Annotated in this window: 14 protein-coding genes; 4 read left to right on the forward strand and 10 right to left on the reverse strand. The window is 67.4% G+C overall.

The annotated features are described in order from the left end of the window. Positions 1-89 precede the first annotated feature (89 nt). On the forward strand, positions 90-476 hold the full coding sequence (locus OOB33_RS04085; protein ID WP_271007759.1) for a hypothetical protein: 387 nt from the start codon (positions 90-92) through the stop codon (positions 474-476). 106 nt (positions 477-582) lie between these two features. On the opposite strand, the gene gshA is transcribed toward OOB33_RS04085, so the two are convergent. Next, the gene (gene gshA, locus OOB33_RS04090) at positions 583-2,136 is read right to left on the reverse strand and encodes a glutamate--cysteine ligase (protein ID WP_271007760.1); all 1,554 of its coding nucleotides are present in this window, start codon (positions 2,134-2,136) and stop codon (positions 583-585) included. A 178-nt stretch (positions 2,137-2,314) separates the two neighbouring features. On the opposite strand from gshA, the gene OOB33_RS04095 reads away from it, so the two are divergent. The 3 genes from OOB33_RS04095 to OOB33_RS04105 all read left to right on the forward strand — a co-directional run bounded on the left by OOB33_RS04095 (position 2,315) and on the right by OOB33_RS04105 (position 4,749). Then, positions 2,315-3,805, forward strand: a complete 1,491-nt coding sequence (locus tag OOB33_RS04095; RefSeq protein WP_271007761.1) for a GGDEF domain-containing protein — start codon at positions 2,315-2,317, stop codon at positions 3,803-3,805. Positions 3,806-3,925: 120 nt separating this feature from the next. Further along, positions 3,926-4,486 (forward strand): adenine phosphoribosyltransferase, encoded by a 561-nt coding sequence (locus OOB33_RS04100; RefSeq protein WP_102768756.1) that lies wholly within the window; start codon positions 3,926-3,928, stop codon positions 4,484-4,486. Between the two features lie 29 nt (positions 4,487-4,515). Further along, positions 4,516-4,749, forward strand: a complete 234-nt coding sequence (locus OOB33_RS04105; RefSeq protein ID WP_102768755.1) for a DUF2805 domain-containing protein — start codon at positions 4,516-4,518, stop codon at positions 4,747-4,749. 10 nt (positions 4,750-4,759) lie between these two features. Here OOB33_RS04105 and kdgR read toward each other — a convergent pair whose 3' ends face one another. The 9 genes from kdgR to kduD all read right to left on the reverse strand — a co-directional run bounded on the left by kdgR (position 4,760) and on the right by kduD (position 14,687). Then, positions 4,760-5,587, reverse strand: a complete 828-nt coding sequence (kdgR, locus tag OOB33_RS04110; RefSeq protein ID WP_271007762.1) for a DNA-binding transcriptional regulator KdgR — start codon at positions 5,585-5,587, stop codon at positions 4,760-4,762. A 65-nt stretch (positions 5,588-5,652) separates the two neighbouring features. Next, on the reverse strand, positions 5,653-6,957 hold the full coding sequence (locus OOB33_RS04115; protein ID WP_271007763.1) for a pectate lyase family protein: 1,305 nt from the start codon (positions 6,955-6,957) through the stop codon (positions 5,653-5,655). Continuing rightward, positions 6,954-8,126, reverse strand: coding sequence for a pectinesterase family protein (locus tag OOB33_RS04120; protein WP_271007764.1), 1,173 nt, complete (start codon positions 8,124-8,126; stop codon positions 6,954-6,956). The genes OOB33_RS04115 and OOB33_RS04120 overlap by 4 nt, the downstream gene beginning before the upstream one ends. A gap of 11 nt (positions 8,127-8,137) precedes the next feature. Next, entirely contained in the window at positions 8,138-9,304 is a 1,167-nt protein-coding gene (locus OOB33_RS04125; protein WP_271007765.1) for an oligogalacturonate lyase family protein, read from the reverse strand. Positions 9,305-9,329: 25 nt separating this feature from the next. Next, complete coding sequence (locus tag OOB33_RS04130) at positions 9,330-10,670, reverse strand: ABC transporter substrate-binding protein (protein ID WP_271007766.1); 1,341 nt, start codon at positions 10,668-10,670, stop codon at positions 9,330-9,332. Beyond that, a complete protein-coding gene (locus OOB33_RS04135) occupies positions 10,667-11,809 on the reverse strand; it encodes an ABC transporter ATP-binding protein (protein ID WP_271007767.1) in 1,143 nt (380 codons plus the stop codon). The genes OOB33_RS04130 and OOB33_RS04135 overlap by 4 nt, the downstream gene beginning before the upstream one ends. Positions 11,810-12,096: 287 nt before the next feature. Continuing rightward, entirely contained in the window at positions 12,097-12,960 is an 864-nt protein-coding gene (locus OOB33_RS04140; protein WP_171828549.1) for a carbohydrate ABC transporter permease, read from the reverse strand. Beyond that, positions 12,957-13,844: a carbohydrate ABC transporter permease gene (locus OOB33_RS04145; protein ID WP_271007768.1), complete on the reverse strand. Its 888-nt coding sequence runs from the start codon at positions 13,842-13,844 to the stop codon at positions 12,957-12,959. Before OOB33_RS04145 ends, OOB33_RS04140 begins: the two co-directional genes overlap by 4 nt. Positions 13,845-13,925: 81 nt before the next feature. Further along, positions 13,926-14,687: a 2-dehydro-3-deoxy-D-gluconate 5-dehydrogenase KduD gene (gene kduD / locus OOB33_RS04150; RefSeq protein WP_271007769.1), complete on the reverse strand. Its 762-nt coding sequence runs from the start codon at positions 14,685-14,687 to the stop codon at positions 13,926-13,928. Positions 14,688-14,724 lie beyond the last annotated feature (37 nt).

The raw sequence follows: 14,724 nt of genomic DNA on the forward strand, positions 1-14,724 counted from the left end.
CCGGAGCCGTGGTTTAAGATCCGGCGGACCCGTACGTTAGGGCGATCCAGGAAGAGTCTTTGTAAAAGATCAGGGGGAGGAAATTGGACATGAAGAGCGCGATCAAGAAAGCAGTCATTGTTGTCAGCTGCGTGTGCCTGTCGGCCTGCACGACTTTGCAGACGGTTGCTATCGCCAAGGACGACGCGACAACGCAACGCCCGAAGCTGGCCGAGAAGGAGGACATCACCGTGGTGCTGGCCACGGGCGAGCAGATTGCCTTGCGGGTCACCCAATCCGATCAGGAATATCTCAGCGGCCTGAGCGGCCCGTCCAGCGAACCCAGGCGCATTGCCTGGTCCGAAGTTGTGCGAGTCGACCAGCGGGTACCCGATGCCTTGAAGAGCACCCTGCTCGTGCTGGGTGTGCTCGTCGCCATCGGCGTGGCTGCGGGCTATATGGTAGGCAAGCATTTGGCTAGGAACCTCGCGTTTTGAGGCCAGTCTGCGCCGCAGCGCTCCTGCCAGTGGACGCAGGTTCGGGGGCGGCCTTCGCAGCTATCGGGCCGGCGCGAGTCGGGAATAGCGCCGCAGCGCGGGCTCCTCAGACTTCCATCCGCTCCGGCGCCAGATACTGCTGCCGGTAGGCCTCGAAGGGCAGGGTGTCCGCCGCCTCGATGCGTGCCTGTTCGGCCAGCGATTCGGCGGCCTGGGCGGCGAAGCGCTGGGCCAGTTCGGCGCTGTAGGGCAGGTCCAGCAGCTGGGCACGGGTGGCCTCGGACTGCTGGCGGATGAAACCGATGTAGGAGTCATCGAAGCTGCGCGCCATGGCAGCGAGCACCCGGGCCGAGGGGGTGCTGTCGGGTTCGGCCAGGGTGCGGCGGGCGGCGGCCAGGGCGTCACGGTAGTCGTGGCCGCCATGTGCGGCGTCGAGCGCGGCGGCCATGGGCGCACAGCCGTCCAGCAGCTCGGTGCCCCAGTCTTGCAAGGTGCGGCTGCCGCCGTCCGGGGTTTGCAGGCGCAGACCCGGCTCGCGGCCGCGTGCGGCCACCAGGTGCTGGTTCTGGCCCAGGGCGCGGATCTCTTCGGGGGTGTCCGGCGGGCTGTCGCTGAGCAGGCAGTGCAGCAGGAAGACATCGAGGAAGCGCACGGTCGGGGCCGCGATGCCCACCGGCACAAAGGGATCGAGGTCCATGCAGCGAACCTCCACGTACTCGACGCCGCGCTCGCGCAGCGCGTGCAGCGGGCGCTCGCCCGAGCGGATCACGCGCTTGGGGCGGATGGTGCCGTAGAACTCGTTTTCGATCTGCAGCAGGCTGGTGCTGAGCTGGTTGTAGTCGCCGCCGGGGTTCTGCACGCCGATGGCTTCATAGGCCGGATAGGGCCGGGTCAGCGCGTCCTGCAATGAATCGGCATAGCTTTCCAGGCAGTTGTAGCTGACCGCCAGCGAGGCCTGCGCGTCGCTCTGGTAGCCCAGGCGGCCCATGCGCAGCGAGGTGCCATGCGGCATGTAGAGCGTGCCGCCATTGAGCGACTGCAGCTCGTGCTGGCGACCCTGCACAAAGCTGGAGCACAGGGCCGGCGAGGCGCCGAAGAGATACAGCAGCAAGAAGGAATGGCGGCGGAAATTGCGGATCAGGGCGAAGTACTGCTCGCTGCTGACGCCGGGCAGGGACCAGTTGTAGTGGATGCCAGAAATCGTCTGCATGCGCCGACCGTAGCGCTGGCCCAGGCCCATGCGGTAGACGCTCTTGCTGCGGCCGACATTGGAGTGGCCATAACGGCCCAGGGGGATGGTCTCGTCGGTGGGCAGGCCGCAAGGCATGGAGCCGACCCAGAGCCGCTCCTCCTCGCTGCTCTGGCCGCAGCAGCTCATCTCGTGCAGGGTCTGGTAGACGGCCTGATGCACCTCAGTCAGCTCCTGCAGGCAAGACTCGACCCCGGCATGGACGCCGGTGATCAGCTCGACCTGGGATTCGCTGAAATCGGTGGTGATGTGCGGGTGCGTCAGGGCCGAGCCCAGGGCTGCCGGGTGGGGGGTGAGTGCCAGCTGGCCGTTCGGGCGCGCGCGCAGGCTTTCCTTTTCGATGCCGCGGCGTATGCCCAACAAGTCAGCCGCACTCAGTTGCTCCAGACGCTTGTTGGTTTGGCTGTTCATGCTGTGTGTCCCCGATCACCCTCTTTGCAATCGCGCACGGTACCAGAGGGCAATGAATCTTGTCTCGGCGCGGGACACTTGTCTTTTGTGCTAAGGGCACACACAGGGCCCGGGTTTACCCGGCCCCCCAAGGGTGGGCTGGGCGTTGCGGGCGGGCCTGGGTACGCTGCGGCCTCCCATGAAGTCCTACAACCCCGATGCCGCCATCCGCTGGCTGCCCCTGACCGTCGTGCTGGCCCTGGCTTTGCAGCTGGGCGTGTTCTGGGTCGACCAGGCCAGCGAGCCCGACCCGCGCTGGCTGCCCGGCCTGGCCGAGCTGAGCCTGGGCTTCAACCTGGTCCTGGCCCTGTTGGCCACCTTGGCCCTGCGCCGCGCCCGCGAGCGCATCCGCGCTGCCAACCGCAGCCTGGCCGAGGCCATCGATGCCCTGCCGGCCAGCGTCGAGATCTTCGATGCCGACGACCGCCTGGTCGCCTACAACCAGCAGCTGGCCGCCAACTACCCGCATATGGTGCCGGACTTCCAGCGCCACGCCAGCTTCGAGGAGCTGGTGCGCCGCTCGGTGCGCGAAGGCGCCATCCCCGCCGCCGTGGGCCGCGAGGAGGAATGGCTGGCCCAGCGCTTTGCCGACCGCGCGCGCGGCCAGGAGGCCTTGCTGCAGCGCCTGAGCGATGGCCGCTGGCTGCGCATCTTCGAGCGCCGCACGCCTTCGGGCGGCATGGTCGGCGTGCGCCTGGACGTCAGCGACCTGATCCTGGAGCAGCAGCGCCTGGCTGCCAGCCAGGCCCATCTGCAAGCCTTTGTGCGCGCGGCGCCGAATGGCGTGCTGACCCTGGACACTGAAGGCCATGTGCTGGAGCTCAACCCCGCCGGCGAGCGCCTCTTTGGCTTCAGCGCCGCCGAGCTGCGCGGCAGCCACATCGACCTGCTGTTCGGCATCTGCATGGGCGACAGCCCGGCCGAGCTGCTGGGCGAGCCGCGCGAGCTGAGCACGCGCCGCCGCGATGGGCAAGAACTGACCCTGCAGCTGAACATGGCCGAGGTGCGCACCGACACCACCCACCGTTTCGTCTGCATCATCACCGACCTGAGCGAACGCAAGCGCCAGGAGGTGGCCCTGCAGCTGGCCAATGCCCAGCTGGCCCGCCAGTCCACCACCGATGGCCTCACCGGCGTGGGCAACCGCCGCCATTTCGATCACCTGCTGCAGCAGGAATGGCTGAACAGCGCGCGCGAGGGCCACAGCCTCGCCTGCGTGATGGTCGACATCGACCATTTCAAGCAATACAACGACCACTACGGCCACATTGCCGGTGACGAGACCCTGCGCCGCGTGGCCGAACTGCTGCACACCTGCGTGGGGCGCAGCGGCGGCACGGTCTGCCGCTTCGGCGGCGAAGAGTTCGTGCTGCTGCTGCCCGACACCGACCTGGCCCAGGCGCAAACCCTGGCCCAGCGCTGCCTGGACAGCCTGCGCCTGGCCGCCATCGAGCATGCCGCCTCGCCGCTGCGCCGCAGCCTGAGCCTCAGCATCGGCCTGGCCGCCTGTGTGGCCGAGGCCCATGCCAGCCCGCTGCGCCTGGTTGAGCAGGCCGATGCGGCGCTCTACGCCGCCAAGCAAAACGGCCGGGCCCGTCTGGTCTGTGCCCCGGCGGTGCGCGCGGCCTGAGCGGAGCCCGCCGCAGCGAGGCGGCCCCGAGCCAGCCCCGAGCCTGACTCATTGCGGTCCAGGCTCGCTACCATCGGGGCTTCTGTCTGCTTTCGTTCCGGCCCCTCGGAACCCCCCGCCATGCCCACTTCTGCCGCCGATGCCGCCATCGGTCACTACCTGCGCAGCCACATCCGCACCGTGCCCGATTGGCCCAGCGCCGGCGTGCAGTTCCGCGACATCACGCCTCTGCTGTCCAATCCGCGGGTGTTCCGGGTGCTGATCGACCAGTTCGTGCACCGCTATTTCGACCTCAAGCCCGATGCCATCGCCGGGCTCGATGCGCGCGGCTTCATCATCGGCTCGGTGCTGGCCTACGAGCTGAACATCGGCTTCATCCCCATCCGCAAGAAAGGCAAGCTGCCCTTCACCACCGTGGAAGAAACCTATGAGCTGGAATACGGCAGCGCCACGGTCGAGATGCACACCGACGCGGTGCGCCCCGGTGAGCGTGTGGTGCTGATCGATGACCTGATCGCCACCGGCGGCACCATGGGCGCCGGCGCCAAGCTGCTGCAGCGCCTGGGCGCCGAGGTGGTGGAGTGCGGTGCCATCGTCGACCTGCCGGAACTGGGCGGTTCGGCCCAGTTGCGGGCGGCGGGACTGCCTTTGTTCACCTTGGTTGACTTCGCGGGCCACTGAACCGGGCTCAAGCAAGGGACAATCGCGCCATGGCAAAACCCATCCCCCGTCTCAGCGCTGAAGAAATCAAGCGCGTCATCGCCACCGCCTGGACCGATCTCCCGCCCTACAGCAAGGTGCTGATGGAGCATGGGCTCGGCCAGGGCGAGCTGGTGCAGCTGATGAAGCGCGAGCTCACGCCCACGGCCTACAAACAGTGGGCCGCCCAGGGCAAGGGCGTGAAAGCGCCGACGCGCAAGGCCCAGTGGCCTTACGGCAAGTAAGTCAGCCGTTTCAGACGCGGCCGGCTGCTGTCGGCGGGTCCAGTGGGAACTTGGTGCAGCCCAGCCGGGTCGAGATGTCGCGGCTGGCGGTCGTCAGCATGGCGATGATCTCCGGCGCCTTCTCCTCGTCGTAGCGGAAGGTCGGGAAGGAAATGCTCATGCCCGCGATCGGTTGGTTCAGCCGGTCGAAGATGGGGATTCCCAGGCAGCGGATGTGGTCGTCGAACTCTTCGCGGTCTTCGCCGTAACCCTGGGCGCGCACGCGCTCCAGCTCGGCCAGATAGGGACCGCGCTCGACGATGGTCTTGTCGCGGAAGCGCTTGAACTCGGCACTGTCGAGGATGCGATCGCGCCGCTCCGGGTGTTCCCAGGCCATCAGCACCTTGCCGATGGCGGTGCAGTGCAAGGGCGCGCGGCGGCCGATCTTGGAATACATGCCCAGGGTGTGGCGCGAGTCGATCTTGTGCACATAGATGATCTCGCTGTCGATCAAGGTGCCCAGGTGCACGGTCTCGCCGGTTTTGTCGGCCAGCATCTGCATGTGGTGCTTGGCCAGGTCCACCAGGTCGGGGTACTGCAGCGCCTTGGCGCCCAGCTCGAAGGCTTTCATGCTCAGGCCGTAGCGCTCGCTGTCGGCCTGCTGGCGCACATAGCCCAGGGTCATCATGGTCTGCAGGAAACGGTAGACCGTGGCCTTGGGCATGGCCAGGCGCACCGACAGCTCGGAGATGCCGGTCTCGCTGCGCTCGGACAGGGCTTGCAGGATGGCAAACACCTTGAGCACCGCGGCCACCGATTCGGGCTGCTTGCCGCCGCTGTCGACTGAATCGTCATCCATTGTTTTGTTTTCCCCGGGCTGGTGTTTCATTTGAAGTGGATTGTCCACGGCTTGGCGTTTGCGCTCTACCGGGCTAGCCCGGCCCCGGCCCCAGCAAGAACTCGGGCCTCGACCTGCTCGGCCGGCTCGACCGGCGCCGCCAGCACCGGCTGCCAGCCCAGGTCGGCAGAAATCACCGCGCCCGGGCTGGCCGCACGCAGCTCGGCCAGCAGGTCCACCGGCTGGCCGTTGTGCAAGGAGCCGCGGTCGGCGAAATGCTGGCCCTTCCACCACTTCACCAACTGCCGGCTCGACAGGCCCGGCGCGCTGCGCCAGACATTGGACTCGCTGAGGATGCGCGACTGCACGCCCACGCCGATGCTGTAGTCATAGGTTTTCAGGTTCGGCACGCTGAACAGATTGTTGTAGAGGTGCACCTGACCGTAGCGCACGCGCGGGGTTCGCGCCTGGGTGCGTTCCCAGTGGTTGTGGTGGAAGCTGACGCGCAGATGGCCGGCGTCTTCGCTGCGGCTGTCGCTGCTGCCGATCAGATGGGTCTTGTCGTGGTCGCGGAAATGGCTCCAGCTGACCGTCACCAGATCGGATTGCTGGGTGATGTCCAGCAGGCCATCGTGGTGCTGCATGGGCCGGCCCAGGGCCCAGCGCTCGGCGCGGTCGGGGCGCTCGCCGTCGTCAAAGGTGCAGTGGTCCACCCAGACCCGGCGCGCCCCGCGCAGCGAGAGGTTGTCGTACTCGGAGTTCCACTCGCCGCTGGCATTGTCCTTGGGGTCCCAGGCGGGGAAAAAGTCGTAGGCATCGGAGAGATGCAGGCCGCGCACGATGATGTTCTGCACCCCGTCCAGCAGCAGCATGCCGTTCTTGAAGCCGGCCTCCGGGCCCAGGCCGACCAGGGTGGTGTCGGAAGGAATGCGCACCGTGGTGTGGGCCGATTGCCGGCGTGCCGAGCGCAGCCGCGCCTCTTCCTGCGGCCCGCTGGGCGGCGCCTTGCCCCAGGTGGCCGGGGCGTAGGCGGCTTCAAAGGCGGTCCAGCTGAAGTCCGGGTCCCGGAAGTCCTCTTCCTGCAGCGGCCGGCCCTGGGCATCGGCGCTGAGGTCGATGCGCCCGCGCACCTGGATGATGCGCGGCCGGGCCGGGCCGGCCAACGCGGCCAGCAGCTCGCCGCGGCTGCTGACGGTGAACACATCGGCCGCGGCGGCATCGGCGCCACCGCGCGTGCCGCCATTCAAGGAGGCCCAGCCGTCGCCAGGCGCCAGCACGCTGCGGGCCCAGGGGCTGAGTTCGGTGTTGGCTCGCTCGACCGGCAGGGCGCTGCAAGCGATCAAGCTGCAGGCCGGCAGGATGAGAAGAAGGCTGCGGCGGAGGGGCTTCATGGCAAATCCTGGTTGCGGTGTTCGAACAGGCGATTGGCTGCGTCACCCTCGGTCTGGTGTGGCCGGCGTGCGGTGGAGGGGCCCCAGACGCCCTCGCGCCGGGCGTGGATGTGGGCGCCGATGCGGCTTTCGCGCACCACGGCCAGGCCATTCGGTGCCGAGGGGCCGGCGCGCCACTCGCCCTTGGCCACGCCCTGGTCCCAGGCGCGGCCGAGCCAGACGCTGCCCGGCGCCAGGCCAGGTTCGGCCAGGAAGCGGCTGTCCTGCACGATGAAACCGATAGACTCGTTCGCCGCTGTGCTCGGCGCCAGCACGATGCCGCCCTCGCCCGGCGTGCGCCGCCCGGCGCGGCTGAGCACGGTGCAGCGCTCGAGCAGCAGGCGGGCATCGCCGAAGATGAAATCGACATCGCCGGCGATCAGGCTGTCATGGACCCAGACGCGGCTCAAGCCCTCACCCTCACCCTCACGGCGGCGGCTGGCATAGAAGGTGTCCTGATGGCCCCAGAGCTGAACCCGGTCCAGCTCGATGCGGTCACCGCGCGTCATCAAGGCCACGGCCTGGGCGCCGCCGCCCTCGCCCACCTCGGGCGGATAGCCCTGGCCGTCGCGCACGCCGTCCAGGGCGCTGTTGACGATGCTGAGATGGCGCAGCGTGACTTCGTCGCTGAACACCGCCACGCTGGCGCTGCCGGCCGTGCCATGGCGAGCCGTGCTGCTGGCCGGAAAGCAGGGCGAGGCGCTGACGGCTTCGCGCGGCTGGGCGGCAAAGCGGCTGGCCACCAGGCGCACCGCGCCGGGCTCGCCGCCAGCGCCGTAAATCGTCAGTGGCGGCTTGTCGTGGATGCAGACGTTCTCGACGTAGCGGCCCGGCGCCAGGCGGATGAAGTAACGCGCCGGTGCACCGGCCACCGGCGCAGCGCTGCGCGAGGGCAGGGCATCAATGGCCGCTTGCAGGCTGCTGTGGCTGCCGCTGCCGTCGGCCGCCACGCTGAAATGAGCGGGCAGCTCGGCGAGGGGCCGCGCCGCTGCGGGCTGCCAATCCGCGAGGAGCGCAGCGCGGGTCTGCAGCCGGGCTTGGCCTTCGCTCAGCTGCGGACGCAGCTCAGGGTTGGCCTGCCCGCTGCCGGCCAGCAGGGCAAGGGCCAGTGCAAGTGCACTTCGACCCATACGTAGTACCTTCACTCCAGATCAGCCAAATAAAGCGCCGGCTCGCCCTCCGCGTCCGAGCTGAACAGCACCTGGCGCTGGTCGGGCGTGAACGAGGGGTGCGGGTGGGTGACCTGGCGGTTGCCTTTGTGCACGCGCCAGGAGCTGTTGTGCCGGGCGATGGGCCGGGTGCTTCCGGCGCGCAGGTCGAAAAGATGGAGGAAGGGGTCGTTCTGGATCTCGTGGCCGCGTGTGTTGGCCACATCGGTGGGTGTGCCGCTGCCGTCGCCCACCAGCAGGCTGCCGTCGCCATTGCTCATCAGGTGCGAGCAGGGCGGCATGGCGCTGAGGCGGCGGCTCTCCAGCGTCACCGGGTCGAGCGAGCAGATCCAGCGATCCGTCTGACCTTCCAGGTAGGAGACAAAAATCATGGACGAGCCGTCGGGCACCCAGAACTCATGCGTGATGCTCTCGCCCGGTTCGTGCTCGCGGCCGCAGCGCAGGCCGCTGCCGTCCTCGTTGATGAACCAGATGCGGGCGTCGATCAGGTCGTGCGGGCCCTCGTGGCAGAAGGCCACCGTGTGGTCGTCGAAGGGGCGGTACTGCGGGTGGCCGAGCCAGCCCTTCTTCTCGAGGATCACCTGGCGCTCGCCGGTGGCCAGGTCGATGCGGAAGAGGCGGCAGCGCGGCTGCGCGTGGTACATCTGGTGGAACTTTTGCCAGTCCGACAGCGGGAACCAATCGTCGGCATGGATCTCGATGCCCACCATCTGCGTGCAGGCGCTGTTGGACACCCAGGTGCCGTAGCCGACCCAGCCCTGGGGCACGGTGTAGACCACCTCCTCGCTGAGGTCGCCCAGGTCCAGGCGGATCAGCTGGCGCTCGGCGCGCACGAAGTAGAGGTGGCGGTCGTCGGGGCTGAGGAAGCCGCCAAAGGTGTTTTCACCCGCACCCTCGCTGAGCTGGGTGGCGACCTGGCTTTGCAGGTCCAGCAGGTGGTAGTTCCAGTCCGTGCCCGGGCCGAACTCGGCGCCGAAGATCAGGCGCTGGCCATCGTTGGTGAAGCACTTTTGGTAGAAGTAGTTGCGATGGCAGGTGACGTCGGTCGGTGTCAGGCGGGTGACGCGGCCGCCCTCGCTGGCGCTCAGGCGCAGCTGGGGGCAGTCGGTGAAGTGGAGCTGGCGTTCGGTGCGTTTCATCGGGTCGTTCCAGGCAGGGGCGGGGTCACTTGATGCGCTGCAGCAGGGCATTGCCCTCGGTGATCAGGCGGCGCGCGGCGTCTTCGTCGCCGGTCTTGCCGTAGGCGATGGTCTCGAACACCTCGCGCATGAATTTGTGCAGGCGGGCATGTTCGAACAAGGGCGCCGGCAGGGCGATCTGGCCGGCCGCGCGCTGCTGGCGGATCTGCTCATGCGCTTGCAGCTCCAGCGGCGGCAGCTTCTTGGCGGCCAGCAGCACCTCGACCTGGGCCTTGGCCACGGGCACGCCGCGGGTGCGGCCGAGGATCAGCGCCGCCTCGCGGCTGGTCAGCAGATAACTGAGCAGCTCGGCGGCCAGCGCGGCATTCTTGCTGTTGCGGCCCACGGCCAGCATCACGGTGGGGCGGCCGAACATGCCGCTGTTCTTGGCGCCGGGCAGGGTCGGGTAGTCGCCCAGCACCAGGCGCTGCTTCTTGTCCAGGGTGGCGGCGCGCAGGCCGATCACCGAATCCCAGGTGTAGTTGCCTGCCCAGTTGCCGACCACCCAGTCCTGTTGCTGCTCGGTGGCCTTGTCGGCGCCGCCCAGGCTGGCGCGCAGCTTCAGCGGCGTGGCGACATGGCCGTCCACCAGGCGGCGGTAGGTGCGCACCCAGTCCAGCGCGGCGGCGACATCCATGGCCACGCGCGGCGAGGCCGGGTCCACATAGGGCGTGCCATGCTTTTGCTGCACATAGCTTTGCGACAGCAGCATCATGTCGTAGAGCTCGCCGTCCAGCGGGTAGGCCTGCGGGCCCAGGCGGGTGCGCATCAGGGCGCCGGCGGCGAAGAGTTCGTCCCAGGTTTTGGGCAGGGCCATATTGGCGCGATCAAACGCCGCCTGGTTCCAGAGCAGCACGCGGGCGCTGTAGCTGACCGGCAGGGCGTTCAGGTGGCCGGCCACCATGCCGGTCTGCACGTCTTCGGGCTCGAACTGATCCAGGGCCAGGTGCTGGCGCTGCTGCAGCAGGTCGGCAAAGCCGTTGCCGCGCTTGGAGAACATGGCCAACCAGGCCCAGTTGATCTGCATGAGATCGGGCTCGGAGCCGCCGGCGATCTGGGTCGTCAGGCGCTCCAGATAACCGTTGAAACCCATGTACTCACATTTGATCTTGACGCCCGGGTGCGCGGCTTCGAAAGCGGCCACGGCCTTGAGCGTGGCCTCATGCCGGCTGGCGCCGCCCCACCAGGCAAAGCGCAGCACGGTCGGAGCGCCTGTGCTGGCGCTGCCGTCCGGCCCGCTCGGCGAGCAGCCGGGCAGCAAGCTGCTCGCGGCACCGGCCATGCCGGCGGCCAGCACCGTTCGCCGTTGCAGCAGGGCGGGCTTCACAGCAGCAGGTTCGCGCCGGTGTCGGCGTCGAACAGGTGGGCGCAGGCCATCTGCAGATGGAACAGGTGGCTGTCGCCGCGTTGCTTGTCGGCCAGGCCGTTGAGCTGGTCGGCCGGCACGCGCGCGGTCAGCGGTTGGTCGCCGATGGACAGGTGCACGAAGACTTCGCTGCCCATATGCTCCATGAAGCGCAGCGTGGCCGGCACGGCCAGGCTGTCGCCCTGAGGCCGGGCCTGGGCGCTGATGTGTTCGGGCCGCAGGCCGAACTTGATGGCGGCGGCGCGGCCGCGCAGGCGTGCGGCCTTGGCCGGCGGCAGCGGCAGGCGCTGCGCGCCGAGCAGCACAGCCAGGCCGTCTTCGCCGGCATCGCCGCCGATGGCTTGCAGCTGGGCCTCGAGGATGTTCATCTCGGGCGAGCCGATGAAGCTGGCCACAAAGGCATTGGCCGGCCGGTCGTAGAGCGCGGTCGGTGTGTCCACCTGCTGGATCACGCCGTCCTTGAGCACGCAGATGCGCTGGCCCATGGTCATGGCCTCGACCTGGTCATGGGTCACGTAGATGACGGTGGCTGGCTGGCCCGATTCGCGCAGGGTGCGGTGCAGCTCGGTCAGGCGCACGCGCATGGAGGCGCGCAGTTTCGCGTCGAGGTTGGAGAGCGGCTCATCGAAGAGAAAGACCTCGGGCTTCTTGACGATGGCGCGGCCCACGGCCACGCGCTGGGCCTGGCCGCCGGAGAGCTGCTTGGGGTAGCGGTCCAGCAGATGCTCCATCTCCAGCAGCTGGGCGGCCTGACGCACGCGCTGGTCGACCTCGGCCTTGGGCGTGCCCGCCAGCTTGAGGCCGAAGGCCAGGTTGTCGTACACCTTCATATGCGGGTAGAGCGCATAGTTCTGGAACACCATGGCGATGCCGCGCTGCTTGGGCGCCAGATCGTTGACGCGCCGGCCGCCGATCTGCAGCTCGCCGCCCGAGATGGTTTCCAGGCCGGCGATCATGCGCAGCAGCGTGGACTTGGCGCAGCCCGAGGGCCCGACAAAGACCATGAACTCGCCGTCCTGCACTTCCAGGTCCACGCCATGCACGGCCTTGAAGCCATTGGGGTAGACCTTCTCGATTTTCTTCAGGCTCAGGTGGGCCACTGTTGTCTCCGTCAGATTTCTATTCGGTCGATTTGTGAAAGGTCTGGACGGCAGGGCGCCCTATTCCGCTCATGTCCCCCGGCCTTCGGCCTCCTCCTTTACTTCGCTTCATAGGACCCCCTGCCGTCCAGCCCCGCGACGCTGCGGCCTTTCCGGGCCCGAGTAAGAGCAGTCCATCGGGGGCATGGGGTGGGCGGTGAAGCGAAGTAAAGGAGGAATGGCCGGGCGCAGCCCGGACAGGGGGACATGAGCGGAACCGCCCGCCCCATGCTCCCGAAGCGCGCCACTCATCCCTTCACCCCACTCGAAGTCGCCCCTTCGATGAAGTGCTTCTGCGCCAGGAAGAACACCGTCACCGAGGGCACCAGGGCCAGCACGGAGATGGCGATGACGCTGGCCCACTCGACCTCTTCGGTGGCGCCGATGCTCATCTTCAGCGCCAGCGAGACCGGGTACTTTTCGACCGTGGAGAGGTAGATCAGGGGGCCCATGAAATCGTTCATGGTCCAGATGAACTGGAAGACGATGACCGAGATGATGGCCGGCTTGAGCAGGGGCACGATGATGTGCCAGAGCAGCTGCAGGGCGTTGCAGCCGTCGATCTGCGCGGCCTCTTCCATGTCACGCGGGATGCCCCGCAGGAACTGCACCAGCATGAAGACGAAGAAGGTGTCGGTGGCGAAAGCCGAGGGCACGATCAGGGGCAGGTAGGAATCCAGCCAGCCCACCTCCTTGAACACCAGGTACTGCGGCAGGCGCAGGATGATGAGGGGCAGCATCATGGTGCCCACCATCACCGAGAACAGCAGCTTCTTGCCCCAGAACTCGAAGCGGGCGAAGGCGTAGGCGACCAGCACGCAGGAGATCACCGTCACGAGGATGCGCGGGATGGTGATCAGAAAGCTGTTCAGAAAGTAGGTGGCGAAGGTGTACTCGGTGCTGGTCTTCCAGCCCTTGGCGTAGGCGCCGAAATCGAAGTGGGCCGGCCAGAAGCCGATCTCGGTGTAGATCTCGGTGTTGCTCTTGAACGAAGCGCCCACCAGCCAGAGCAGCGGGTACAGCATGACGATGGCCACGGCGCCCAGGGCCAGATAGCGCAGCCAGGGCCGGCCGCGCTCGCGCACCAGGATCAGTTCGGAGCCGCCGCTCATCGCTTGCTCTCCTTCTCGCCGGCGTAGAACACCCAGTAGCGCGAGCTCCAGAAGGACAGGCCGCTCAAGGCTGCCACCAGGGCGAACAGCACCCAGCTCAGCGCTGCGCCGTAGCCCAGGTTGAAGAAGCGGAAGCTCTGGTCGTAGATGTAGAGCGCCAGCACATAGGTGGAGCTCAGCGGCCCGCCCTCGGTGATCATGTAGGGGCCGTTGAACTCCTGGAAGGCGTGCACCATCTGCATGATCATGTTGAAGAAGATCACCGGCGTGATCAGGGGCACGGTGATGCGGAAAAACTGCTGGCGCTTGCTGGCGCCGTCGCATTCGGCCGCCTCGTAGAGCGCGATCGGCACGTTCTGCAGCGCTGCCAGAAAGATCACCATGGCCGAGCCGAACTGCCAGGTGAAGAGCAGCACGATGGTCCACATCGAAAAATGCTCGTCGGCCAGCCAGGAGATCGGCTCGATGCCGAACTTGCCCAGGGCGATATTGACCAGGCCATGCTGGGAAAAGATGAAGCGCCAGAGCACAGCCACCGCGATCGAGCCGCCCAGGATGGAGGGCAGGTAGAAGGCCGAGCGGAAGAAGTTGATGCCGCGCATGCGGAAGTTCAGCACATGGGCGATGAAGAGCGCAAAGCCCACGCGCAGCGGCACGGCCAGCATGGCGAACAGCAGGGTCACACCCAGCGATTTGCGGAACAGTGGGTCCTGCGTGGCCAGCTCGCGGTAGTTGTCCAGGCCGACGAACTCGGGCGGGTTGATGATGTCGTACTGCGTGAAGCTGAGCGCCAGGCTCATCACGAAGGGAAACAGCTTGAACAGCAGCACGCCCAGCACAAATGGCAGGACGAACAGAAAGCCCAGCTTCTTGTTCTCATACATACACCGTGTCTCCGGCGGTCTCGTCGTCTGTCGCGACGGTTGGGGAGCAGGGCGCAGTCGCGCCCTGCGGGTGGGTCCAGCTCAGCGGGCCAGCCAGCCGCCGTCGACGGCGACGGTATAACCATTCACATAATCGGACGCTTTCGAGGCCAGAAACACCACCGGCCCGGCCAGATCCTCGGGCAGGCCCCAGCGGCCGGCGGGGATGCGCTCCAGGATGGCGGCGCTGCGGCCTTCGTCGGCGCGCAGCGGCGCGGTGTTGTTGGTGGCCATATAGCCGGGCGCGATGGCGTTGACATTGATGCCGTGGTTGGCCCATTCATTGGCCATGGCCCGGGTGATGCCCATGACCGCGCTCTTGGAGGCGGTGTAGGAGGGCACGCGCACGCCGCCCTGGTAGGACAGCATGGAGGCGACGTTGATGATCTTGCCGCCGCTGCCCTGGGCGATGAAACAGCGCGCCACGGCTTGCGAGAAGAAGAACACCGACTTGAGGTTGAGGTCGATGACATCGTCCCAGTCGGCTTCGCTGAACTTGATGGCGTCTTCGCGGCGGATGATGCCGGCGTTGTTGACCAGGATGTCGACGCGGCCGGTCAGGCTCTTGGCCTGGCTGAGCAGGCCGTCGATGCAGCCGATGTCGCTGAGGTTGGCGCGCAGGTCGAGGAAGCGGCGGCCGGTGGCTTCGACCTGGGCGCGCGTGTCGGCCGGGTCGGTGACGTTGACGCCGACGATGTCAGCCCCGGCTTCGGCCAGCGCCACAGCCATGCCCTGGCCCAGGCCGGTGTTGCAGCCGGAGACGATGGCCACGCGGCCTTGCAGTTGAAATTGATCGAGGATCATGAGGTGCTTTCGTGAGGGGTGGACCCGTGGGTCGGTC

Origin of the sequence: Paucibacter sp. B51 (assembly GCF_027863535.1) — a bacterium.
GTDB lineage: Bacteria > Pseudomonadota > Gammaproteobacteria > Burkholderiales > Burkholderiaceae_C > Paucibacter_A > Paucibacter_A aquatilis.

Bases quoted from the DNA above. Each gene is read 5' to 3' on its own strand.
- OOB33_RS04140 (WP_171828549.1), bottom strand. From the start codon at position 12,960: ATGAGCGGCGGCTCCGAACTGATCCTGGTGCGCGAGCGCGGCCGGCCC.
- OOB33_RS04125 (WP_271007765.1), bottom strand. From the start codon at position 9,304: ATGAAACGCACCGAACGCCAGCTCCACTTCACCGACTGCCCCCAGCTG.
- OOB33_RS04115 (WP_271007763.1), bottom strand. From the start codon at position 6,957: ATGAAGCCCCTCCGCCGCAGCCTTCTTCTCATCCTGCCGGCCTGCAGC.
- kdgR (WP_271007762.1), bottom strand. From the start codon at position 5,587: ATGGATGACGATTCAGTCGACAGCGGCGGCAAGCAGCCCGAATCGGTG.
- OOB33_RS04100 (WP_102768756.1), top strand. From the start codon at position 3,926: ATGCCCACTTCTGCCGCCGATGCCGCCATCGGTCACTACCTGCGCAGC.
- OOB33_RS04085 (WP_271007759.1), top strand. From the start codon at position 90: ATGAAGAGCGCGATCAAGAAAGCAGTCATTGTTGTCAGCTGCGTGTGC.
- kduD (WP_271007769.1), bottom strand. From the start codon at position 14,687: ATGATCCTCGATCAATTTCAACTGCAAGGCCGCGTGGCCATCGTCTCC.
- gshA (WP_271007760.1), bottom strand. From the start codon at position 2,136: ATGAACAGCCAAACCAACAAGCGTCTGGAGCAACTGAGTGCGGCTGAC.
- OOB33_RS04105 (WP_102768755.1), top strand. From the start codon at position 4,516: ATGGCAAAACCCATCCCCCGTCTCAGCGCTGAAGAAATCAAGCGCGTC.
- OOB33_RS04145 (WP_271007768.1), bottom strand. From the start codon at position 13,844: ATGTATGAGAACAAGAAGCTGGGCTTTCTGTTCGTCCTGCCATTTGTG.
- OOB33_RS04095 (WP_271007761.1), top strand. From the start codon at position 2,315: ATGAAGTCCTACAACCCCGATGCCGCCATCCGCTGGCTGCCCCTGACC.
- OOB33_RS04120 (WP_271007764.1), bottom strand. From the start codon at position 8,126: ATGGGTCGAAGTGCACTTGCACTGGCCCTTGCCCTGCTGGCCGGCAGC.